We start from the raw sequence: 21,757 nt of genomic DNA, 5'->3' as shown, positions 1-21,757 counted from the left end.
TTCATGGATGATTTAAGTACCCGTCAACAACAAATAATTACTTTAATACATAAGCAAGAATATTGCTCAATTGAAGAATTAGCGCAAAAGTTTGAAATAACACCACAAACCATCAGACGCGACATTAACTTACTTTGCCAACTAGGGATCGCTATGCGTCACCATGGTGGCGTTGGTCTTCCTGTTACGTTAAGCAATCGAAGTTACGATGCAAGACAAATCACCAATAAAGACGAAAAACAAGAAATAGCAAGAAACGTCGCTAAAGCCATCCCTAATGGGTGTACATTATTTTTAGGTATCGGAACCACCATTGCGTGTATCGCTGAGCAATTAGTAAACCACCGAGAATTACGAGTAGTGACGAATAATTTTCAAGCTGCGCATACGCTCTCTAAGTTCGAAAATATAGAAACTTGGATACCCAGTGGCAAAATAAGAGCGAACGGTGGTGATATTGTCGATGACACGGTACTTAATTACTTTAGTCAATTTGCAGCAGACATCGGTATTATTGGCTGCGCGGGTATCAGTGAATTACCTTACTCCTCACCTCAAACCACAAATTCAGCAGAGAAAAAGCAAGCTGTGGCGATGGAGCATGAGCTAAGAGAAAGCAGAGTTAGTCAGGCAATTTTAGACAATTCGCAACAAACCTGGTTAGTAGCCAATCATACAAAATGGCAACGTAAAGCCAGTACAAAAGTTGCGCCTCTTTGCCAGTTTGATCGTGTATTTAGTAACAATATCAAAGATAATTGATTTTAATTGAAGTATACATTTGAGCTTAACTTCACAAAGAAAAAGCAATAAATCATTTTGCATATCATTACAAAACAACATTATTGCTTTTAATTTTATTTAAGAGAGTGTTATTGAGTGAGCTCTTTACCACAACGATAAGCATCAATAACAACTGAATTTGCTTTACCCTCCTCCGTATCAATCACTTTAGTGATATGGAAGCGGTTACCGCCTAACATGTAAGTTTTATTTGCAATTTCAGCTTCTAAATTATCAGCATGAGTACTTTTCACAACGTCAGTATCAATTAACGTACACTGCTTTTGATTCATATCTGAAATAATTAGCGGCTTAACATTTTCAGCACCAGGAAGAAGTTCTGAATCAGTATTTTCAGCTGTTCTGTCATTACAGTTGTATAACTCTGCAACAACACTACTAGGACGTGAACTCTTGGTATCCATAACCTCTATGATAGCAAAATGATTACCACCCTTAGCATAAGTGACATTTTTCAGTTCACGATCTACGTTATTTGGGTGCGCATCTTTAATCGAGTGAGTAGCAATAATTTGGCACTTTTCTTCTTTTGCTAGAGCAGGTGAAATTGCCGTCACTTTATTTGCTTCCGGTGAAACGTGTATTTTTCTTGTCACACAACCAGAGACTAATAAAAAACAAATTATTAAGAGAGTTATTTTTTTCATGGTAATTATCGACACTAATAAGATTATGTATATTCTAAGATAGCAAATTTACATCTTCAACCTAGCAACAAAACAAATTAATAACACTCAATATAGAATAATTTCACTTTTGACATTTTCACTACTTTTCAGTCGATATAGAACTAATATTTATATATTTTTAAACAAACCATTAACTTATTTTGCATAGACTAAGATTCATTTCCCTGATTCAACCATCAACTTGATTGTGGACGCTTTTTCAAAATGATCGAGCTGATGCGTTTCAATCCACCATTTAGCAGCTTCCATTAACAAGTCAGGATCGTCATTTTTGTTTTTGAAAAAAGCGTAAAATGACACGCCTACATTTTCACCTTTACTAGTTATCTTTTTATTGCACACATCTATAATTTTATTTCTTAGTGATGCTCTCATTATTGTCCTTTAATTTATTATTAATCAGTAGAGTTAGATTAAGGCATCTAATATTTCTTAACGTCTATTATACAACTTTCAAAGTAGGCCATTTCACTAACCACTGTTTTGAATTGATTCTATTGTCAAAGATTTCACGAGGTCTCTTGGCATTATATGTAATGCAGTAATTAAATAGAGATTCAAAACCAAATGCGGCAATGCATTCATATTGATCTTGACCTATTTGACGTACTGCAATAGCCGTTTCCTTTTCAGGCCAATAACTCATTGCATCCATAGTACTTTGATACGGTTTATCATTATTTCGCTTATGCATTATCGCTTGATTACGCACTTGCCAATTAAGATCGGGCATACATTTATTTAATTCTGCTTCATAATCTAAATAGGCGTTGGGGTTTAACTCTTCAGGATCAAAGTAGATGACATCAATGTCATTTAAAGGGCTCGGTGATTTGAAACCATGTAATGATTCCCACACTAAATTTCTCACAAAACCTGCGGCAATATAACATTGTGGTAAACCCAATAAAGAAACATAATAAAGAGCCTCGGTTCTTACCGGATCTTGTTTTATTAATTCTACAATTTTGTCCATTTTTCCTCACCAAAAGATATATTACTCTTCAGAAAATCGTTTTGTTACCCACTTTTAAAGTTCCGCTATAAATACGAGAAATCGGGTTGAAATTATTTATCAGTATCACAGATTAGCAAGTGTAATCAAAAACGATGATATCCTCGAGCAAAGGACTAAACACTTGTTTTAAAGTATCGTGTTCAACATGCGGTAAATAATTTTGTCGGCCACCTTCATCCGAAAAAGTCATCAAAACCGAATGGGTATAACCTTTATTTTTATCTTCAGGACTATCATTCTCACCCCACTCTACCGATTCAACACCCTCTATTTTCTCGGGTATTAATTCGAACAAACCTTTAAGTTTTTCAATCTCGGATGCAGGTGACGACTCTTTGAATTTTATAAGTAATATATGCCTAATCATCTTTTCTTGTCCCTAATATTTAATACCGCAATATAACCTACCTCATAGTGATACTGAGATAGAACAGTATTAAACAAAAATTTAGTCATGAGACACTGAAAACCGTTTTACAATAAAACTTCAACTATCATACGCAGAGCTAATAGCGTCAGTAATATCTTTATAATTTTAACAAGGGCGGCATTATTTGCCTTAAAACGAAACTTGGTGCCTATATACGATCCTACTACCGCCCCTATAACCATAATAACAATGACTGGCACATCGGTAAGTAGTTCCGAGGAAAGTACAAGGTACACGGGGACCTTGGCTAAATGACTGATAGACATAAATAGCGAACTGGTCGCTATGATTTCATCTTTACACTTGAGCTGTTTTGTTAAAACCGTCAAAGCAAGCGGGCCAGGAGCACCAATTACAAGCCCTAATCCTGTTTGTAGAAAACCGATCAAGTAATAGTTTTCATACTTACTCACAGCTTTAGAAAAACGCGGATTCCATAAGTTAAGTAAAATATACAGACCGATGCCCAATGGAACATAATCCATCGATATATGAGACAAACCATAACCGATGACAAGTGAACCGAGCACCGAGCCAATTAAGAAGCGTGGTAGCAGCTCCCACCTCACTTTATTAATTGAAAACAGCATCCTAGATGAGTTACTTGCTAATTGAACAAGTCCGTGAGTAGGGATGATAAGGCTTGGCGCCAGAAATGAAGGTAGAAAAGCAATCAATAACATACCGCCACCAAACCCGACGACGGCGGCAATCATAGAAGTAACTAAAGCAAGTATCCCTAATATAATTTCGATAACAGTACTTCCCTTGTAATGTCATTTAACCTGCGTGCTAATGAGGTAATTAAGTAACATCCACGTTGGTTTTATTATGATCAGCATGGTTTGAGCATGTAAACAAACTCTTTGTCTTGCCCAGTAATCTCGAAACCAAACCTTTTATACAGTTGCCCCACTCGGTTTCCTTGTAAATAACTCAGCTTAATAGGTAATGACTTTTGGTTAGCTAATTCAATAACAGTTTTCAATACTTGGCTACCAATGCCTTTACACTGATACTTTGGTAACAAGAAAAAACGACAAAAGTACAGGTGTTCTGCGTGGAATTGCACAAGGTAGCTCCCCACTGCAACTCCGTCAACTTCGATTATGATTGGTTTTTCCTCGTCCCATTCTTCGCGATGAATTTTTCTTTGAACATTTTCGTTCCAACCAAAGACAGCTTTAATCGGTTCAAATTCTGCTGATTTCTTAAGTTCGAACAGAAACTCATAATCACTATTTTCTGCTTGACGGGTTGTGTACATCTAACTCTCCAAACCTACCATTACAGATAACTCATCATTCCTTGCTGATAGATGCCAAATGCGAGTGAACAATTTACACAACAAATGGCATATCAGTATAGAGGAGTCTAAATTTAACTAATTGTTATATCAATTAGTTGAGGGTTTCGAACAAACTAGATAGTCAAAGCCATTCTCAACGAGAGACTCTTCCATAATAGAAATAACTTGCCGACTCGTTTTTTTACACATGACATCCGAATAATTGATCTTGTTTAGGATTAGCGAAGATATATGCTCTATCTCGTATTCAAACCCACCTCCGCTTACAGCCGCTGAAATTTGTGTTTGTTCACCTTTAAACGATATGTCGATTTTCTTTGGGTTCCACCATTTATTATGAATAACAATTTCTAGTTCAGGCCCTCGAATGATGGCTTCTCGTTTGAGGTTACGCGTGATCGATGCGCAAATTTCACCTTTTATCTGTCCATCAAACTTAAACACAACATTTTCATCGACTTCGCTTTGGCTATTATCATTAACGTACTCGACAGTTGGTTTCTCTATAGGAGTATTTGTTAAACGACACAAATCAGCATAAAACCAGAGACCGTATACACCAACATCTAAAGTCGCCCCGCCACATAACTTTGGATTAAATAAGTGCCAATCACTATCGAACTCATGCCAATTACCAAAGGAAGCTTCTATCGCGTTAATTGCTACCTTGTTTTCTTTTATAAACTGCTTCATTGCTTGATAAGCTGGAAATGCGACTGTTTTCATTGCTTCAGCTAAAAGTAACCCTTTTTCTTCAGCAAGCGTCGACATAGCATCCCAATCTTGTAAGTTTGTGAATGCTGGTTTCTCTACAAGAACATGCTTTCCTTTATTTAGAAATAATTCAACCAAGCCTTTATGAAATGGGTGAATAGTCGCGATATAGACAATATCTACATTAGCGTCGTTTGCGAGCTCTGTGTATGAACCATAACTTCTTTGGCAACCATATTGATTTGAAAAGCTATCAGCTCGCTGTTTATCCCGAGCTGCAACAGCATAGAGTTCAGCATTGTCGACTTGCATAGTCAGGTCTGAAACAAAGCGATGTGCAATTTTACCAAGTCCTGCAATACCCCAGCGTGCTTTCTGATTATTCAACTTATTATCCTTTAATGTTTGCTTTCTGGTCTTGTCCGCGCTTAGTGACCAATATTCCCATAAGGATACACAAAATACCTAATAAAGGGGTGAGTTCTACACCATTACTGATAGCATCCCAAACAACTCCCGTCAGCAATTGACCGGTTATGACAAGTATTACTGTCAGCGTTGCGCCAACTTTTGATAACACATAACTATTAAGAGCGACAAACAAAGTCCCCATCACACCGCCAAGCCAAGCTATCACAGGAGCATCCATAATGGTTTTAACCGGAACAGTAGATGAAAAATAAACGACAAAACTCAGAAAAATAAACCCTACAACATGATTCCAAAACGATGCATAAAATGCGCTGGTATCCTGACTAAGTCTTCCATTAAGCACTCGGCAAAAACTGATACAACAACCATTCAATAGTGCAAGAAATATAACTAGCGTCATCATTACCCCCTACCGAATAATGTCATTAAACAACCTGCTACCATCAAGATTAATGCAATAAAATCATGAGAATTCACAGCCCGTTTAACCAAACCAAACAAGCCAAAAGAATCGCAAACAAGTCCAAACAGCACCTGACCTGCCATGATCAGTGCGAGTGAGCCAGACAATCCCAATGGACTATTAACAGTAATCGCAGCCAAAATCACAGTGAAAGCGCCTGGTATACCTCCTAAATAAGCCCAAATTGGGGTTTTAGTTTTAGGTAATAACGATATTTTTTTCCCAATTAAAATACTGGCGATCATCAATACAATAAGAGAGACCACAGCACCGATGCCATGTGCAACCCAAGATGCAAGTAAAGGGGAGCTAAAAAATGCCATATGACTATTAAGTGCGATCATACTGGCGAGTGTTACTCCCCCAGCCATCGCTAGAGATAAATGAAATGGTTGAGTTTTCATATTATTTTTCCAATGGTTATCCGTTGGGATGCAATATATAGCGTTTCTTTTATATTGATAATCCGTTATATTTTGAACTCTTTGTTTCCTATAAGTTAACAATATTAGATGGACACATTTTCAACCATTCCCATATTCACAGCCGTCGTAGAATTAGGTAGCTTTTCCGAAGCGAGCCGCAAACTCGGAATAACCAAGTCAGCGGTAAGCAAACGAATTAGCACATTAGAGACTCACCTAGGTGCCAAGCTTATTCAACGGACGACACGGAAACTAAGCTTAACTGAGGCGGGAGAGCAATATTATAGCTATATACATAGAGCAAAATCTTTGATCAATGAAGGTGAGGATGCTATCAGCAGTCTTCAGGGCTCTCCCAAAGGTCACCTCAAAGTAAGCGTCCCTATGGTATTCGGTGAGCTTCATATTGCCCCTTTACTCAGTGAATTTTTACGTCTTTATCCAGATATAAAACTGAATTTATCTATGGATGATAAAGTCGTTGATTTAGTAAAAGATGGATTGGATATGACACTTAGAATCGGGGCATTGTCTGATTCAAATTTAGTGGCTCGTAAGTTATCACCGTGTCACAGCGTACTTTGCGCATCACCTGGATACCTTGCAAAATACGGAACACCAACAGCGATAAACGATCTAAAACAACATAACTGTTTATATTATTCCTATTTCAGATCTGGCATAGAGTGGACTTTTTATGGTCCCAGCGGCTTAGAACGAATTAAGCCAGAAGGTAACATTCAGGTAAATAACAGTAATGTTCTAAAACAGCTGATGCTTGATGATGTTGGGATCTGCCAAATGCCACTTTTCCTTGTTGAACATGAGATAGGCAACGGCACGCTCATTCCAATATTGGAACAATATCGGTTACCCGAACACGGCATATACGCTGTATATCCTGAACGTGCATTTATGCCAGCAAAATTGAAGGTATTTCTTGATTATTTAGAACAAAAATTGAGTAATAAGAGCCAGATTTGGTAATAAGCTTCCGTCTAACCGGAAAAGAGATAATGATGAGTTAGCCGAATAGACTAACTCATTTATAAACATATACTTGTCAGTATATTTGATATATACATTTAATGAGTCGCTGTGTATTACATCAACGTCACGTTTATTAAATCTGAATTAATATTTAATAGCCGTTTTTCCAATTGACGCAGCACTTTCAATACGCTGGTGTGCTTCTTTTAACGTCTCGACACTAAGACCATTCAATGTTGAGGTAAGTATTGACTTAATACGTCCAGCATCAATCAAGTTTGCAGTTTGACATAAGATGTCTTGTTGCTTCTGAATATCATCAGTATTAAACAGTGATCGAGTGAACATAAACTCCCAAATAAAACCTACTGATTTACCTTGTAGTGCTGATAAATCAACGCCACCATCAAACTCAACAATTGAACTAATCATGCCTTGTGGAGCAATCAGCTCGACCATTGTATCCCAGTGACCTTTGGTATCTGCAACATTTAAAATATAGTCAACATACTGAATGCCCTGCTCCCGAACAGACTCTACTAGGTTATGGTGATTCACGATATGGTCAGCGCCCATTTCCCTCACCCACAGTTCGGTCTCTGGCCTTGAAGCCGTTGCAATGACAGTCAGGTTAGTAAGCTGCTTCGCCAATTGAATAGTAATAGAACCAACACCACCAGCCCCACCAATAATCAGTATAGATTTCTTTTCTTCTGGACGGATACGCAGACGATCAAATAAGGCCTCCCAACCTGTCAGCGTAGCTAGAGGCATGACTGCCGCAGATTCATCAGATAGACTTTTTGGTGCGTGAGCTGTAATTCGATAATCTACCGCTTGGTATTCGGCGTTTGTTCCCATGCGAGTCACATCACCTGCGTAATAAACACGGTCTCCAATTTCAAAGCCTTCTACATTGTCACCTTTAGCAATTACTTCGCCAACTGCGTCGTAGCCTAATACTTTTGGGGTTTCTAATGTTTTGTCTTTTGCGTTACGGATTCGAATTTTTGCATCGGCTGGGTTAATAGAGGCAGCGCTCACTTTTACAAGCAGATCATTTTCTTTCAAGTCTGGCAGGTTTGTTTCAAATTCAAATAAGCTGTCTTGCTCATTAATCGCAAGTGATTGAGTAAAACCAATTGCTTTCATTGTTAATGGTGACATTATTCATTCTCCTTTGATTAGGCACATTCAACCTAGAGAGTTTTTACTCCAGATAAACCGCCTAATCTTTTCATTGTATTTAAGCTGTATTTGATAACCACACGACTCAACGGTGTAGTGAAGGGATACTTTTCTACTCTTTCAGTGAGATCACGCCCTGTGTAACCAACCACTCATGCGTAAGGTTCGTAGTGAAGTCCAAGCTCGATTAATGGCATAACCTCTTCAACATTCGACTTATAGATACCATGACTCGACGGTAACCAAGCAGAAGAAAGCATATCGACTTCAGCCGTTTTCATTTTTCAAAATTTTCCTGATGAGGAGAGAAGACTTGTTCAACTTCGAATCCCATGGTTTTCAATACATTGGTAATCAATGACGTTGTCGTGCGTTGAAACGACAATGATGTCACACCAATTTTGATTCTTTTAACCATTACTCTTTTTCTTAACGTGGTATTTGAATTAAGAATACAAGGTCAAATACCAATAAAAAACAGCCTAATATTTGAATCATTATCAAAAATAAATTGACAATTATGCGCTTCATTTTCTTATTATTGTGTTAAAACAGGCTTGCTTAGATACCTCTATGACAAGTAAGTTATTAACAATTAAAATGATCTTTAGTTTTAATCATTATCAAATGTCATTTGAAAATTTATAGCCCTGTCGCAACGACTACTTTATAAGTAGTGAAATCAGTAATTACTGATGCCCTCTGTACCAATAAAGGCCTAGTTATGCTTTTAGAAGATCTACAAGTCATTTTAAAAGTGGCAGAATTTCGCAGTATCACAGCCGCCGCAACAAATTTAGATATACGTACCGCAACGGCTAGTGCCGCCGTTAAACGTGTTGAAGCATACCTTGGCGTCGAAATTTTTGTGCGTAGCACACGCCATTTGAGGTTATCTTCAGCGGGAGAGCGCTATTTACCTCAGTGTGAAGAAGCGCTAAAAATACTTGAGCATGCCAAAGTGAATATGCAGGAAGAGCTGGGTATTATTGACGGTGAAATCCGTATCGCACTGTCGTCTGATTTAGGACGAAACCTCGTCACCCCTTGGTTAGATGAGTTTTTATTTCAATACCCAAATGTGTCTCTGCGTTCAAGTATTAGTGACAGCAATATTGATTTCTATCGAGATTCAGTCGACATGGCTCTGCGCTATGGTTCGCCAACAGATCAGAATGTATATGGCTTTAAGATCTGTGACGTTCCAAGAGTGGTATGCGCAAGCCCGAGCTACCTAGCTGAACATAACACACCAACGCACCCAAGTGACTTACTAGAGCACAATGCACTCTTTTATCAGCTATATGATGTTTTGCAAAATGAATGGCTGTTTAGTAATGAGGAAACGACTCATAAAGTAAAACTCAAGGGTAACAGGGCTTCAAATGATGGCGATCTTGTTAGACGCTGGTGTGTTGCTGGTAAAGGAGTGGCAATTAAATCGAGCCTTGATATGTCCGACGATCTTCTTGCAGGGCGGGTCTTGAGTATAATGCAAGAATACAAAACAGCACCGACGGAACTGTGGTTGGTCTGCCCCAGCCGTCAGTCGGTCACACCTACGGTAAGGCTACTAAGAGATTTGTTTAGGGATAAAACAAAGGCAATTCTGGAACAATTAAATGAAATAGGGGCAATATAAGATACGGACGAGGTCTTAAATCACTCTGTCTGTACCTAGGATTATAAAACATATTCACGACACGAAAGCGACCACGGTACATTTAACAGTAAAACTATGGATATTTTCCGATAACCTAAACTATTAATACGTACTCACTGAGGGGAAAAAAAGCCCACTAAAAGTAATAAGTGGGCTGAAATGATAAGTTTAATATACGCAAAAAGAATGCGTATGGTTGCATATTATCCTTTTCTAAAATAAATTTAAATATTAATCATGTATGTAATAGTAAAGCTATTTATACGCACTGCCGTGTTGACTAATATTTAGATATAAACGATTGAGACGTCTTGCGCTAAACCGCCATAGCCTTAATAGGTTTGGGCCACACTGTTACGGCTTAACCCGTATATTACATGATCAACTACTCGATCATTGAGTTTCTCAGCACGAGTTATGATACCCTCTTGCTTGAAACCCAAACGCTCACAAACACTTCGGCTGGCTTGATTATCGACCGCTGCTGATATTTCAACTTTCTGCATATTCAGCTCTGTGAAAGCGTAGTTAATAAGCTTTGATAGTGACTTACTGACAATACCCTTACCTTGTAAATCACGACGCAACCAGTAGCCAATTTCTACCTTTTGTAAATCGTGGTTGATAGTATTAAAGCTAATATTACCTGCCACTTCGTTTTGAAACATCATTGCACAAACGAGTGATTTACCGTCTGCATATTCGTGCAATGATTTCTTGATAAAGTTCAGGAAGAACTCTTCATTTTTTGCATGAGGCGGCCAAGCCAACCATTCACTTAAATAGTCACGCTGATTGGAGACAATGGCGAGATATTTGGACGCAAATTTAGGCTCAACGAGCGCAAGTGCTAAATCCTTTTCAACTTCCATTTTAAACATGATTTCCCTCTTAAAAAAATCTAGCTTTCTATCCGTAATTTTGTGTTCCCATCGTGTTGTCTTTTCCTAGCAATAAGACAGCTAAACCTGTTTTACTAACGGCTTTGCATTGGAATACAATCTAAACTAATACCTCTTGGTGAATGATAGGTAGATAGTTTCTCCCCTATATACCCGTATGAACGATAGAAACAAGCCCACAGCGTAATATCTTTGTTTAATTACTCTGTTATATGTTCTAAGCGCCTAACAAATCAAGATGTTTTAGCTTTTTGTAGCGTAATGCCATGGATATGCAGTGTGACAACTCTTTAGTTGGTATATCGTCGCTAAGCTTAAATATTAACGCTCGATTACCTTCATACTCAAAGGTATTTCCGTAAACCTCTTTAAAGGTATCAACTAAGGTTGTTTGGCAATGGAAGTAAATACGATATTCATTTGGGAATTTGGGTTTCCAGTCATATCTAATAGTACTTCCAATTTTAGAAATATAACTTGGCTCTCCCCACTTTAGTGTTTCTATTAAATCAGCAATCCCATGTTCATTTGCTGTATTTATGATAAGTGAACGAATAACTAAGAGAGACTCTGTTACTTCATCAGGATACGTTTCAAATTTTTGTTTAACACTTAAATCCATTCGTTTGATCCTATAAATAAGAACATATCACGCTTAATTAAAATATGGGCAACACTACCCCATTACTTTAAGCACTAAAGTGTCACTAAAATAATGTATTGGAGTGTATCTTATCCACTTTTCTATAAAACACATAAATGTTTACGGTTACAAGTTGATAGTATCTTTTGGGTGATTGATCCCATCATAAATTTTGACGGGCTCCAAATCATAAGGATTAACGCCATCAAGACATGCAACATTAATTGCAAATTGATGGGGATTAGAACGTCTTTGATGATGAGTATATATACCGCAAGTCTTACAAAAATAGTGTTTAGCAGTCTTAGTGTTAAATTGATAAAGGGTTAAGTTATCTTCTCCCTTTATTATCTTTAAGTTTTCAAGTAATACAGAAGCAGCGATGGCACCACGTTTTCGACATATAGAACATGAACAACGACGAGGATCTTCTAATCCGTTTGGCATGGTCAGCTCTAACTCAACAGCACCACAGTGACATTTTGCAATGTGAATTCCTTTAATTTCCATATTTAACCGCCATATCGATGTATCAACAGAAATACAAAATTTATTATGACTACTTTTATTCTTTACATCGTTGTTTAGCAAGCCTAGTAATTTACTTTAAATCGCTTTATTTATGCTTTCAAATCTACCATAAAAAATAACGAATCGAGTACACACATACAACACCACCAGCGTAGCAATAATAAGCTCGAAATATGCTAACTGATTAATTTGATGTACATATTGGGTAGGTATGCCTTGTAGTTCCATCCAATGAGCCAATTTATACAAAGCAGTAGAACCGATAACCATAGGAAACGTGAAGGATGCAAAACTCGCGTTAAATGGCAACCTAAGTAACCTGAAAAACGCGCAATAAATAACACTTGTTAATAGAATTGCGATACCAAATAAAATGCCTACCAGCACTGGGGAAGGCTGCTCTATCAAACTTAAGTAACCTGCTAAAGTTGCACTTGCCGGTGCTGCAAGTATCGCAATAGTTGGCTTTTCAGTGTCAGCGATGGGATCAGTAAAAAGCAAACGGTAGAACATGAGAGGTAGCATGACTACGCAGGCCGCCGTTCCAAATAATAACGCGACATGAGCAATGGGTGCTAAATCAGAACGCCCAGAAAATGTCACATCCGCAACAATAATGCCAACAGGAGGAATAAACCAACTTGGCACCATGTGATGTAATTTGAAACTTTTGATTCGATGATAAACAAACGTGATCATGAAAATCACATGCATCATGATAGCAAATAGCCAAATGCCATCGCCGACATTTGGATTAAATTCTCCAATAGAATGAGAAACGATCATTAGCGCCATGGCAAACGTTGGAAGAACGCTGCCAATCACAGGGTGAGCAAGCTCGGATTTTAACTGTTTAGGGTGAAGGCAAAACTTAATGAATAAAATAAACAACAGAGAGCATGCAATTGTTGCGGCAAACCACTTAGAAAAACCATTGAAAGTATATGCATTCTCCCAGCACCAACCGAGACTACCCACTCCCAGTGCAAGACCAGCAATGGATGATGGCGCATAAAGAAGTTTTTCTTTTGCCGATTTCATTATAGAAAACCCAATTCCCCACAAGCATTAAGGTACATTTTATATACCACTTAAAAGTGCAAATCAACCACATAGAAACGAATTTGTAACCTTGGATGTATTAATTAATTACACAAGAAACAAAGCATTAACTTTTGTAGGGATTTAGGTGAGAGTGTTATGCTTACATAAAATATGCTTAAAAGGGGGATTTGAGAGTATTGAAAAGTGATAAAGGCTTGATTGTTTTTATCAGTAAAACGACAAATAACACAACGCGTATATTTACTTTAAATGAGGGTTGGTTACGGGACTATTGTCTCAAATAAATATTCAATAATATCTCCTTGTAATTAACACTTCAGACCTTCCGCTTTTTATGCCGCAAGTTAATCAACTCTTCTAACTGCTTTTGATCTTTACGGGCTTGTTCGTATTGTTGTTTGGCAAGCCACCGTTTCTTTACTTCTTCAAAGCGTTTAACTTGTTGGTTGCTGGCTTGTAATTGCTGTTCACTGTGATCACATTCCGCACTCATGATCGCTTGCTCATGCTGATGATGATCAATCATGGTCGTTAACTGTGACGTTAATTGATTGCTGTTATTTAACATCGCACTGTTAATCGCAGAGTCTTGTAGTTGATCAGCCCCCGTATAATGCTGTTTTAGCTGGCTTAATAACTGAAGTTGTTGCTGATAATTATCCACTTGCTGGCGCTGCTGCTGGTAAATAGCACTCAATTTATCGCGCTTTTGCTCTGATAATCGTTGTAATTGCTCAACAGCTTTGACTGGTAAATTCATGGTTTATTCTTGCTCCATTTCCTAAAACACGATGTGGCTATGGTGCTGACGGACTGGGTTGATTTAATGAAAACAAGTTGGCTAATTGGGTTAGACTCGCTTGGTAATCACAATGTTCAGTTATAGGCTGCTGCAAAAACTGTTTAAGCTGGGGTTGCATCATTACCGCTTGATCTAATTCAGGATCTTGTCCTTGCTGATAGCCTCCTAATGGTAATAACTCTTTGACTTGCTGATAGTTCGCATTTAACTGCCTAAATTGATTCGCAACGGTGACATGGGCTTGCTCAGTACAACTGCTCATACATCGGCTGATGGAAGCATTAATATCAATGGCTGGATAATGCCCTTGCTCTGCCAATGTGCGAGATAACACAATATGACCATCTAAAATGGCGCGTGCCGAATCCACTACAGGATCTTGCTGATCGTCCCCTTCAGCTAACACGGTATAAATCGCGGTCAAACTGCCGTTGGGATTTTCCCCATTGCCAGCACGTTCAAGTAGTTGTGGCAATAAACTAAATACCGATGGTGGATAACCCCGAGAGGCTGGCGGTTCTCCTAATGCGAGTGCAATTTCACGCTGCGCCATGGCATATCGGGTTAATGAGTCCATTAGTAGCAATACGTCTTTACCTTGATCACGAAAGTATTCGGCAACGCGGTGACAAAGCTTGGTCGCTCGTAAGCGCATAAGTGGTGATTCATCAGCAGGCGCGGCGATGATCACTGCACGTTTTCGTCCTTCCTCACCTAAGTTACGCTCAATGAATTCACGAACTTCTCGACCACGTTCACCAATCAGCCCCACCACAATAATATCGGCGGCAGTGTATTTGGTGATCATCCCCATCAAGACACTTTTACCTACACCACTGCCAGCCATTAAGCCAATTCGCTGACCTTTACCAACAGTCAGTAAACCATTAATCGCTTTAACACCAACATCTAATGGTGACTCAACAGGCTGGCGTTTCATAGGGTTAATAGGCTTTGGCTCTAACGATAAACTCTCACCACCTTGTAGCGGTGAACCATTATCTAGCGGCTCTCCTAGCCCGTTAACAACTCGTCCAATCCACTTTTGGCTAACATTCACTGTACTGCCACCTTGCATCGGGATCACCTTCGCACCTGCATATAATCCACCGAGTTGACGAACTGGCATTAAATACGCAATATTGTGATCAAAACCGACCACTTGTGCTTCAATCTGCTCACCATCATCAGCCACGATTAAGCAACGTTGATCAAGTTTAAAACGACACCCCACAGCTTGTAGCATTAAGCCATTCACTTTTACCAACCGCCCTGTGACCCGTGCAATAGGCACACTATCAAGAGCGGCAAGTGCGGTTAAACTATCCGCTTGAAGACGATTCATGCTGATCTCCTTGTTCAACACGGATTGGGGTATCTAACGGGTGATTCTGCTCAACTAAATGTTGCTGTACATTCTCGATACAAGCTTCTAATCGCGCATCACAACCCACATCGGCTTCTGCGTTATCCGTTATCAGCTGACAACCTCCAACAGGTAATGTGGGGTTAGCAATCAGCTTCCAAGACTCAGGTAAGCCCTTATTGATGGTATGTATCCGCTCAATATCTTGCGGGTTAAGTTCAATGATGATTTTTTCTGTTTTACCCGGAATCGCATCCAGTGCTTCTTCGACTAAAGCGAGAATTTGTTGTGGCATCAATGTCAGTTCAGCGCGGATAACTTGTTGCGACACTTTTTGTACCAAGTCGCAAATGAGCTGACGTTGTTGTTTGTCTTTTTCTTGCTGCCATTGTTCTAATTCAAACAAGATTTTCTCAACCGGTTTTACTGCTTGGCTAAAGATCTCTCGCCCAGTTTGCTCACCTTGTCCGTAACCTTGTTGAAAACCGTCTTTTTGGCCTTCGATAATACCTTGTTCACGACCTTGCTCAACACCTTGGTTAAATCCTTCGTCATAGCCCTTGTTGAGCCCTTGTTGAAAGCCTTCATCCAGTTTTTGTTGTAATTCAAACTGGCTGTCTTGACAATTAATCGCAGGATCAACATCACCTAATCCATCATTAAAACCATGATTCACAGGCTCTGCCACAGGAGGAAAACGATGAGGTCGATATTGCCCCGGTGATAACTGATGTATTTTTACTTTCTTCATCATCACTCCACCGTCATTTCCTGATAGAGCTGAAGATCAATCTCGCCATTTTCTGCCAGGTCACGTACTTGATCCATAATGGCAGTGCGTGCACGTTCTACTTCACTCACAGGTACTGCACCTTTTAGTGCCATTTCATCTTCTAAGGTTTTCACCATACGCTGTGGCATTGAACGTTTAATCGCTTGTTGTAAGCTGATCTCAGCACCTTTTAACGCAATCACCCAAGTCGCGACTGGGATCTCTTGTACCAGCCTATCCATAGTTGACTCTTTCTGGCGACCTAGCACCATAAAGTCAAACATGTTGGTTTCAATTTCGTGCACCATTTCTTCATCATGCAGACGAAGTAATTCCATTAATTGGCCGCGATCACCTTCGAAACGGTTGATAATATCGGCAACTTGCTTGGTACCTAAAATAGGTGCATTTTGTGCTTGCGACATATGAGCAATGCAACGTTCAATCAAATCATGTAAGTCAGCGGCAACATCATGATCTATTTCATCGAGTTGCGCGACGCGATAAAGTAGCTCGTCATGGTAATCGACGGGCATTTTCGCCAACACTTTCGATGAAGTTTCTGGCGGTAAATAGGCTAAGAATATCGCCTGCATTTGTGGGTGCTCTTGGCTGACATATTTCGCCAATAATTCTGCATCCACCCATTGCAATCGTTGCATGTTGTTACGTAATTCATCACCGTAAATGTTATTAAGTAACCCTTTGGCTAAATCATTACCCAACGCTTTACGCAAGGTATTTGAAAGGTATTCTTTCGATGCACCACGAATACCACTGTGAGCACGAAAATCTTCAAAAAAGTGCTGAATCACCCCTTTCGCACTATCACTTTGAATACCACTTAATGCCGCCATTGAACGGGTAACACGCTGCACTTCATCACGGGTAAAGTGCTTCAATACCTCAGCAGCAGCGTCTTCTCCCATACCCAGCAAAACGACTGCTGTTTTATCAACATAAGTCAGTACAGGGGCTTTACTATCCGTCTGATTTTTTGTTTGTGATTGATTCATTAACATTCACCCATTGTTTTAAGACTTCAGCAACACGCTCTGGCTCTTCAGTTGAAATAAGCTGTAAGTGTTTAAGTTGGATTTCTAATGGCGAGCCCTGTGGTGGCAACAAATCATTGCTGGCATTAAAGGCGTTATTCGTCCCGTCTATACCTTTCGCAGCTAAACGCTCATTTAACGTTTCTTCGTGTTCTTGCTCTTCGCGAGTTTGCAGGCTTTCATCGTAAGAGTGCGCCATATCTTCTTCAGCAAAAGTTAACTCATCACGTCGACGATCTAATCCTGTTAAATGGCTAATAAGCGGTCTTAACACAAAGAAAATCATCGATAAGCCGAGAATACCGCCGATCATGTAGCGTAATGGTTGTTGTACTGTTGGATCTTGCCACCACGGAATAGCAGGTGGCGCATCAATTGCAATCGGCGTGAAGTTGAAACTTAAAATACTTAAACTGTCACCACGATCAGCGCTGATCCCTACCGCATCTTTGATCATATTGCTAATTTGCTGTGTTTCCGCTTCTGTCCATGCTTTACCATTTGGTGCCGCCGTAGAATTAAGCAACACTGAGACATTGAGTTTATTTAATTTACCTTGTTGATATTGGGTATGACGAACACTGCTGCCTAGCGCATATTGACGATTAATTTCCGTTCGTTCATTGGTATTTTTACTGTCTTTATTCTCTTCTTCGCCAGTAACGGGTGGCTTGTTACTTAATGAACCCGGCACACCTAAAGCAATATTATCAATACTGTTATTTTCGATACGGTGCTCGTTTTTCACTACAGGCGTTGAATCAACCACCTCTTTGGTTTCTTGAACATGGCTAAAATCAAGATCAGCGGCGACTTGCACGCGGTAATTACTTGGTCCGACGATTGGCGTTAGCATATCAGCAGCACGTTGGATCACCTGCTTTTCGAGATTCTTCTGATAATCAAGGTATTTAGCATTCACTTTACCCATTTCAGACGAGCCAATATCGGCACTGAGTAAACGCCCATATTGATCAACAACTGAAACATTTTCTGTTTTCATCCCTGTTACACTGCCAGTAACAAGGTTAATGATAGCTTCGACTTGATCAGTTTTTAGATCTTCTCCCGGTTTCAGTTCAACCATTACTGACGCTGTCGGCGCTTCCGCATTGTGGCGAACAAATAAGGTTTGTCGTGGAATTGCTAAGTGAACACGAGCATTGGCGATAGCATCAAGGGCAATAATAGTACGCACTAACTCGCCTTCAAGTCCATGACGGTAACGTGCGGTTTCCATGAACTGACTGGTTCCTAACGACGAGTCTTCTTTTAATGAATCTAGCCCTGTCGGTAACTTGGCTTTTATCCCTTTAGCTGCCAGTAACATTCTAATTTTTGCTACTTCACCTTCTGCCACCAGCACTTGTCCGTTGGCTTCTTGAAGACGGTAAGGGATCCCTTCCGTTTCTAATACCGAGATAATTTCACCGCTATCAAAACGTTCTTGCTGCCCATATAAGGGGCGGTAATTTTGACTTGAACTCCATAACGCTACCACAATAATGGCTGCGACAATTGCAGCAAGCACAGCAGATAAAACTAGATTGCGCTGACTGCTATGCCAAAGATTTTTAAGGTTATTAATATACGGATTTGATGAAAACCCACTGGTAGCGGTTGAGCCTGCTGCCGTATTTGTCATCGATGGTTGAGCAATTATTTCAGACATAAGTTACACCGGCATCTTCATAACATCTTCAAATGACGCAACCACTTTATTACGCACTTGCATAAGGGCTGAAAAAGATAAACTGGCTTTTTGGCTTGCCACCATCGCGCCTACTAAGTCGTCACTTTTCCCCAATTCAACCGCTGTAACTTTGTCACTGGCGATTTTTTGATGTTGATTAACGGTATTTAAAACACCGGTCATGGCTTGCGAGAATGACAATGGCGAAGGGGCAAACTGTGTATTAGTTGCTTCGACCTGCATAAGATTAGGTTTTACGATGAAATCAGCTTGAGTGCGTTGCTGCATCTGCTGCATTTTATCAAGCATGAGTTGTTCAGATGATACCGAGGGTAGCGAATTATTTGTGCTCATTTAACTCTCCTTTTATGCCGCAGAACCTAATACAGCATCGATGTCTATTCCCTGTTCACGCATTGCAGCTAACTTGTAACGCAGTGCGCGAGTAGTAACGCCCAATTGCTGAGCCGTCTTGGTTCGGTTACCACCGAATTGTTTAAGAATTTTGATAATGTATTGAAACTCTGCCATTTTCTTCGCTTCTACCCGACCATTCCCTCCCTCAGTTTGAGGTAAAGATGGCGCAGCATTAGGATCAATCGGCAACATTAAATCTTGTGCAGTAATGAAATCACCATGGCGCATCACCAAGGCTCGTTGCATGACATTTTCTAACTCTCGGATATTGCCCGGCCAGTGATATTTAGACAACGCAAAACACGCATCTTCCGACAACTGACACGCACTTCCCATTTGATATTTATTTATGAAAAATCGCGCAAGAGGAAGAATATCGGCGCTACGATCTCGCAGTGATGGCCAATGCAACGGTAGTACATCTAAGCGGTAATAAAGATCTTCTCGAAATGTTCCTTTTTGAATTTCTACACGTAAATCTTTGTTGGTTGACGCTATGACGCGAATATCCAATGGAACGGTTTTATGGCTACCCACTTTTTCCACTTCACGCTCTTGCAGCACACGCAATAATTTAGCTTGAAGACTGGGTGACATTTCAGCGATTTCATCCAATAAAATCGTACCACCATTGGCTTCTTCAAATTTACCGGTTTGCGTTTGTGTCGCACCAGTAAAAGCCCCTTTGACATGACCAAATAACACCGCTTCGAGCATGGATTCAGGAATAGCAGCACAATTAACGGCAACAAAAGGCGCATTTGAACGAGATGAATGTTGATGAACATACTGCGCTAATACTTCTTTCCCGGTGCCAGATTCACCAGTGATCAATACTGTCGCGTTTGTCCCTGCAGCGCGGTGTGCTAACTGCAACACTTGCTTGCTACGCCACGATTCCACCACGATATTGGTTAAGGGTTTATCTAATGCTTCAACGCGTGCAAGTAAGCCCAATAACTGTTCAGACTCAAAAGGACGAAGTAAATAGTCGGTTGCACCTGCTTTCATTGCATCCGCCGCCATCATTCCTTGCGCCTGATCGACAATAGCAATAGAAATAGGCGTGGAAGAACGGTTAGTCGCTACAGCTTTTTGATGGAATTGACGAATAAAATCAGTAAGTGAGATATCTGTGATATGCGAGCTGACCAAAGTGATGGTTGAGCGAGATTGATATAACGCAGCACGTCCAGAAGTGAAGTGATTGACGCTATAACCTTTGCCTTCAAGCACAGCAATAATTTGATTTGCTGCACTTAAATTTGGCTCGACTAATTGAATATTGTTAGGCTGCATTAGCTACCCTTCCTTTTTACTGCATCTTCCTTGCGAATAGCGCGAATAGTCACGCGACGATTTTTAGCTTTTCCGTGTTGGGTATTGTTGTTGGCAACAGGATAGCGAGAGCCATGGGAGCGAACTTCCATCAGCGATGAACGCACACCATTTTCACGCAGAATGCTGGCTACATCGTCAGCACGTATTTTTGAAATCTGAAGATTGGCAACATTGGATCCAACATTGTCTGTATGTCCATCAATCAATACACGTTTAACATTTTTGTCATGTTTTAAATAACTCGCTAAATCTGCCAAGATTTGTTTTTGCGATGAATTGACCACACGTTGACCCAACTGAAATTGCAATACCACGTCTCTTGCATCACGGTATGCCATTGCAGGTAACTTAGCTCGACAGAGATTAAAACTAGCCATCGCCTGCGTCATATTCACTGAAGGGACTGTTACATCAAACGTATTTTGTTGATTCGACGATGACAGCCTTACTCCTAACCAATTACCTTGCGCCATAGCTTCAAGTAACGCCTCAATATCTGTATAAAAAGACACTTTCCCTGATTTTTTATCTAAATCCACTTCGTCTACAGTGATAGGCGCGGTATTCAATGCCCAAGGGGACTGTACTTGGCTTAATATGGCACGCTCATAAGGCGCTTTTACATGGTAACTTTGTACCTGCATGCCAACTGGTTGCCTAGATTTCGCGACAAAGGTAATTACCCCAAATTGGTTAATTGTTTGACTCAATGAGCAACTAAATCTATCACCTTTATATTTCCACGAAACAAGATCCATCGGTAAAAATAACTCTTTAGCGATAGAACTGATGGGAAATAATAAAGAAATAAAGATTGAAGATATAAATACAATTGTATATTTTATGAGTGTCATAATAAGCACTCACCTCTACATGTTAATCTCAAATTTTATTATAGCTAAATAATTTCATATCGATTTATATTTAGCCATTATATTCTTAAACTTGGACATATCTATTTAATAAGTATAGAAAATAAGCCTGACAAATATTATTTGACGTTTTTAAAGACATTTTTTTGACGATTATAATAACGATTAAATAT

The 21,757-nt window shown here is 39.6% G+C and carries 25 protein-coding genes and 2 pseudogenes; 3 read left to right on the top strand and 24 right to left on the bottom strand.

The annotated features are described in order from the left end of the window. Nucleotides 1-3 precede the first annotated feature (3 nt). Complete coding sequence (locus CTN01_RS21785) at nucleotides 4-762, top strand: DeoR/GlpR family DNA-binding transcription regulator (protein WP_045150206.1); 759 nt, start codon at nucleotides 4-6, stop codon at nucleotides 760-762. A 110-nt stretch (nucleotides 763-872) separates the two neighbouring features. Here the strand turns inward: CTN01_RS21785 and CTN01_RS21780 are convergent, their stop codons facing one another. The 9 genes from CTN01_RS21780 to CTN01_RS21740 all read right to left on the bottom strand — a co-directional run bounded on the left by CTN01_RS21780 (nucleotide 873) and on the right by CTN01_RS21740 (nucleotide 6,263). Continuing rightward, nucleotides 873-1,400, bottom strand: coding sequence for a DUF1471 domain-containing protein (locus CTN01_RS21780; RefSeq protein ID WP_146150440.1), 528 nt, complete (start codon nucleotides 1,398-1,400; stop codon nucleotides 873-875). A 249-nt stretch (nucleotides 1,401-1,649) separates the two neighbouring features. Further along, nucleotides 1,650-1,868 carry a DUF6500 family protein gene (locus CTN01_RS21775; protein WP_045150209.1) on the bottom strand — a complete coding sequence of 73 codons (219 nt, stop codon included), beginning with the start codon at nucleotides 1,866-1,868 and terminating at the stop codon, nucleotides 1,650-1,652. A 67-nt stretch (nucleotides 1,869-1,935) separates the two neighbouring features. Continuing rightward, nucleotides 1,936-2,469: a nucleotidyltransferase family protein gene (locus CTN01_RS21770; RefSeq protein WP_045150210.1), complete on the bottom strand. Its 534-nt coding sequence runs from the start codon at nucleotides 2,467-2,469 to the stop codon at nucleotides 1,936-1,938. 112 nt (nucleotides 2,470-2,581) lie between these two features. Then, on the bottom strand, nucleotides 2,582-2,878 hold the full coding sequence (locus tag CTN01_RS21765; protein ID WP_045150211.1) for a Dabb family protein: 297 nt from the start codon (nucleotides 2,876-2,878) through the stop codon (nucleotides 2,582-2,584). Nucleotides 2,879-2,985: 107 nt separating this feature from the next. After that, on the bottom strand, nucleotides 2,986-3,678 hold the full coding sequence (locus CTN01_RS21760) for a sulfite exporter TauE/SafE family protein (RefSeq protein WP_282957572.1): 693 nt from the start codon (nucleotides 3,676-3,678) through the stop codon (nucleotides 2,986-2,988). 98 nt (nucleotides 3,679-3,776) lie between these two features. Further along, nucleotides 3,777-4,208 carry a GNAT family N-acetyltransferase gene (locus CTN01_RS21755; RefSeq protein WP_045150213.1) on the bottom strand — a complete coding sequence of 144 codons (432 nt, stop codon included), beginning with the start codon at nucleotides 4,206-4,208 and terminating at the stop codon, nucleotides 3,777-3,779. A 129-nt stretch (nucleotides 4,209-4,337) separates the two neighbouring features. Beyond that, on the bottom strand, nucleotides 4,338-5,351 hold the full coding sequence (locus CTN01_RS21750) for a Gfo/Idh/MocA family protein (RefSeq protein ID WP_045150214.1): 1,014 nt from the start codon (nucleotides 5,349-5,351) through the stop codon (nucleotides 4,338-4,340). Between the two features lie 4 nt (nucleotides 5,352-5,355). Then, a complete protein-coding gene (locus CTN01_RS21745; protein WP_244156110.1) occupies nucleotides 5,356-5,796 on the bottom strand; it encodes a DMT family transporter in 441 nt (146 codons plus the stop codon). Nucleotides 5,797-5,798: 2 nt separating this feature from the next. Further along, nucleotides 5,799-6,263 (bottom strand): DMT family transporter, encoded by a 465-nt coding sequence (locus tag CTN01_RS21740; protein ID WP_045150217.1) that lies wholly within the window; start codon nucleotides 6,261-6,263, stop codon nucleotides 5,799-5,801. A gap of 108 nt (nucleotides 6,264-6,371) precedes the next feature. On the opposite strand from CTN01_RS21740, the gene CTN01_RS21735 reads away from it, so the two are divergent. Next, nucleotides 6,372-7,271, top strand: coding sequence for a LysR family transcriptional regulator (locus CTN01_RS21735; protein ID WP_045082387.1), 900 nt, complete (start codon nucleotides 6,372-6,374; stop codon nucleotides 7,269-7,271). A gap of 147 nt (nucleotides 7,272-7,418) precedes the next feature. Here CTN01_RS21735 and CTN01_RS21730 read toward each other — a convergent pair whose 3' ends face one another. Together CTN01_RS21730 and CTN01_RS21725 are read right to left on the bottom strand one after the other, a co-directional pair. After that, a complete protein-coding gene (locus CTN01_RS21730; RefSeq protein WP_045150218.1) occupies nucleotides 7,419-8,441 on the bottom strand; it encodes a zinc-binding alcohol dehydrogenase family protein in 1,023 nt (340 codons plus the stop codon). Between the two features lie 176 nt (nucleotides 8,442-8,617). Beyond that, nucleotides 8,618-8,880 (bottom strand): annotated as a pseudogene (locus CTN01_RS21725) (glycine betaine ABC transporter substrate-binding protein); the annotation flags it as partial. A gap of 306 nt (nucleotides 8,881-9,186) precedes the next feature. On the opposite strand from CTN01_RS21725, the gene CTN01_RS21720 reads away from it, so the two are divergent. Beyond that, nucleotides 9,187-10,104 carry a LysR family transcriptional regulator gene (locus tag CTN01_RS21720; protein ID WP_045150219.1) on the top strand — a complete coding sequence of 306 codons (918 nt, stop codon included), beginning with the start codon at nucleotides 9,187-9,189 and terminating at the stop codon, nucleotides 10,102-10,104. Nucleotides 10,105-10,457: 353 nt separating this feature from the next. Here CTN01_RS21720 and CTN01_RS21715 read toward each other — a convergent pair whose 3' ends face one another. The 13 genes and pseudogenes from CTN01_RS21715 to CTN01_RS21655 form a co-directional block, all read right to left on the bottom strand. Next, entirely contained in the window at nucleotides 10,458-11,006 is a 549-nt protein-coding gene (locus CTN01_RS21715; RefSeq protein ID WP_045128068.1) for a GNAT family N-acetyltransferase, read from the bottom strand. A gap of 95 nt (nucleotides 11,007-11,101) precedes the next feature. Continuing rightward, nucleotides 11,102-11,203 (bottom strand): annotated as a pseudogene (locus CTN01_RS23085) (GNAT family N-acetyltransferase); the annotation flags it as partial. Nucleotides 11,204-11,244: 41 nt separating this feature from the next. Then, nucleotides 11,245-11,649 carry a DUF1801 domain-containing protein gene (locus CTN01_RS21705; RefSeq protein WP_045082391.1) on the bottom strand — a complete coding sequence of 135 codons (405 nt, stop codon included), beginning with the start codon at nucleotides 11,647-11,649 and terminating at the stop codon, nucleotides 11,245-11,247. A 147-nt stretch (nucleotides 11,650-11,796) separates the two neighbouring features. Continuing rightward, nucleotides 11,797-12,180 (bottom strand): GFA family protein, encoded by a 384-nt coding sequence (locus tag CTN01_RS21700; RefSeq protein WP_045150220.1) that lies wholly within the window; start codon nucleotides 12,178-12,180, stop codon nucleotides 11,797-11,799. Nucleotides 12,181-12,276: 96 nt separating this feature from the next. Continuing rightward, nucleotides 12,277-13,242, bottom strand: coding sequence for a TDT family transporter (locus tag CTN01_RS21695; RefSeq protein WP_080896236.1), 966 nt, complete (start codon nucleotides 13,240-13,242; stop codon nucleotides 12,277-12,279). 340 nt (nucleotides 13,243-13,582) lie between these two features. Continuing rightward, nucleotides 13,583-14,026, bottom strand: a complete 444-nt coding sequence (gene fliJ / locus CTN01_RS21690; protein ID WP_045150221.1) for a flagellar export protein FliJ — start codon at nucleotides 14,024-14,026, stop codon at nucleotides 13,583-13,585. Nucleotides 14,027-14,063: 37 nt separating this feature from the next. Further along, entirely contained in the window at nucleotides 14,064-15,413 is a 1,350-nt protein-coding gene (gene fliI, locus CTN01_RS21685; RefSeq protein WP_045128064.1) for a flagellar protein export ATPase FliI, read from the bottom strand. Next, nucleotides 15,391-16,188, bottom strand: a complete 798-nt coding sequence (fliH, locus tag CTN01_RS21680) for a flagellar assembly protein FliH (RefSeq protein WP_208598952.1) — start codon at nucleotides 16,186-16,188, stop codon at nucleotides 15,391-15,393. Before fliH ends, fliI begins: the two co-directional genes overlap by 23 nt. Next, on the bottom strand, nucleotides 16,188-17,222 hold the full coding sequence (locus tag CTN01_RS21675; protein ID WP_005364361.1) for a flagellar motor switch protein FliG: 1,035 nt from the start codon (nucleotides 17,220-17,222) through the stop codon (nucleotides 16,188-16,190). Before CTN01_RS21675 ends, fliH begins: the two co-directional genes overlap by 1 nt. Continuing rightward, entirely contained in the window at nucleotides 17,188-18,933 is a 1,746-nt protein-coding gene (gene fliF / locus CTN01_RS21670; RefSeq protein WP_045150223.1) for a flagellar basal-body MS-ring/collar protein FliF, read from the bottom strand. The genes CTN01_RS21675 and fliF overlap by 35 nt, the downstream gene beginning before the upstream one ends. Nucleotides 18,934-18,936: 3 nt before the next feature. Beyond that, a complete protein-coding gene (gene fliE / locus CTN01_RS21665; RefSeq protein ID WP_005364357.1) occupies nucleotides 18,937-19,308 on the bottom strand; it encodes a flagellar hook-basal body complex protein FliE in 372 nt (123 codons plus the stop codon). Nucleotides 19,309-19,320: 12 nt separating this feature from the next. Further along, nucleotides 19,321-20,670 (bottom strand): sigma-54-dependent transcriptional regulator, encoded by a 1,350-nt coding sequence (locus tag CTN01_RS21660; protein WP_045082398.1) that lies wholly within the window; start codon nucleotides 20,668-20,670, stop codon nucleotides 19,321-19,323. Beyond that, nucleotides 20,670-21,566: an OmpA family protein gene (locus tag CTN01_RS21655; protein ID WP_045150224.1), complete on the bottom strand. Its 897-nt coding sequence runs from the start codon at nucleotides 21,564-21,566 to the stop codon at nucleotides 20,670-20,672. Before CTN01_RS21655 ends, CTN01_RS21660 begins: the two co-directional genes overlap by 1 nt. Nucleotides 21,567-21,757: the final 191 nt, after the last annotated feature.

This window comes from Photobacterium angustum (assembly GCF_003026365.1).
GTDB lineage: Bacteria > Pseudomonadota > Gammaproteobacteria > Enterobacterales > Vibrionaceae > Photobacterium > Photobacterium angustum.
This window is presented reverse-complemented; position numbering and strand designations above follow the sequence as displayed.

Bases quoted from the DNA above. Each gene is read 5' to 3' on its own strand.
- CTN01_RS21720 (WP_045150219.1), top strand. From the start codon at position 9,187: ATGCTTTTAGAAGATCTACAAGTCATTTTAAAAGTGGCAGAATTTCGC.
- CTN01_RS21765 (WP_045150211.1), bottom strand. From the start codon at position 2,878: ATGATTAGGCATATATTACTTATAAAATTCAAAGAGTCGTCACCTGCA.
- CTN01_RS21755 (WP_045150213.1), bottom strand. From the start codon at position 4,208: ATGTACACAACCCGTCAAGCAGAAAATAGTGATTATGAGTTTCTGTTC.
- CTN01_RS21745 (WP_244156110.1), bottom strand. From the start codon at position 5,796: ATGACGCTAGTTATATTTCTTGCACTATTGAATGGTTGTTGTATCAGT.
- CTN01_RS21715 (WP_045128068.1), bottom strand. From the start codon at position 11,006: ATGTTTAAAATGGAAGTTGAAAAGGATTTAGCACTTGCGCTCGTTGAG.
- CTN01_RS21770 (WP_045150210.1), bottom strand. From the start codon at position 2,469: ATGGACAAAATTGTAGAATTAATAAAACAAGATCCGGTAAGAACCGAG.
- fliF (WP_045150223.1), bottom strand. From the start codon at position 18,933: ATGTCTGAAATAATTGCTCAACCATCGATGACAAATACGGCAGCAGGC.
- fliH (WP_208598952.1), bottom strand. From the start codon at position 16,188: ATGATGAAGAAAGTAAAAATACATCAGTTATCACCGGGGCAATATCGA.
- CTN01_RS21775 (WP_045150209.1), bottom strand. From the start codon at position 1,868: ATGAGAGCATCACTAAGAAATAAAATTATAGATGTGTGCAATAAAAAG.
- CTN01_RS21695 (WP_080896236.1), bottom strand. From the start codon at position 13,242: ATGAAATCGGCAAAAGAAAAACTTCTTTATGCGCCATCATCCATTGCT.
- fliJ (WP_045150221.1), bottom strand. From the start codon at position 14,026: ATGAATTTACCAGTCAAAGCTGTTGAGCAATTACAACGATTATCAGAG.
- CTN01_RS21730 (WP_045150218.1), bottom strand. From the start codon at position 8,441: ATGTCACCATTAACAATGAAAGCAATTGGTTTTACTCAATCACTTGCG.
- CTN01_RS21655 (WP_045150224.1), bottom strand. From the start codon at position 21,566: ATGACACTCATAAAATATACAATTGTATTTATATCTTCAATCTTTATT.
- CTN01_RS21700 (WP_045150220.1), bottom strand. From the start codon at position 12,180: ATGGAAATTAAAGGAATTCACATTGCAAAATGTCACTGTGGTGCTGTT.
- CTN01_RS21785 (WP_045150206.1), top strand. From the start codon at position 4: ATGGATGATTTAAGTACCCGTCAACAACAAATAATTACTTTAATACAT.
- CTN01_RS21740 (WP_045150217.1), bottom strand. From the start codon at position 6,263: ATGAAAACTCAACCATTTCATTTATCTCTAGCGATGGCTGGGGGAGTA.
- CTN01_RS21675 (WP_005364361.1), bottom strand. From the start codon at position 17,222: ATGAATCAATCACAAACAAAAAATCAGACGGATAGTAAAGCCCCTGTA.
- CTN01_RS21660 (WP_045082398.1), bottom strand. From the start codon at position 20,670: ATGCAGCCTAACAATATTCAATTAGTCGAGCCAAATTTAAGTGCAGCA.
- fliI (WP_045128064.1), bottom strand. From the start codon at position 15,413: ATGAATCGTCTTCAAGCGGATAGTTTAACCGCACTTGCCGCTCTTGAT.
- fliE (WP_005364357.1), bottom strand. From the start codon at position 19,308: ATGAGCACAAATAATTCGCTACCCTCGGTATCATCTGAACAACTCATG.
- CTN01_RS21705 (WP_045082391.1), bottom strand. From the start codon at position 11,649: ATGGATTTAAGTGTTAAACAAAAATTTGAAACGTATCCTGATGAAGTA.
- CTN01_RS21735 (WP_045082387.1), top strand. From the start codon at position 6,372: ATGGACACATTTTCAACCATTCCCATATTCACAGCCGTCGTAGAATTA.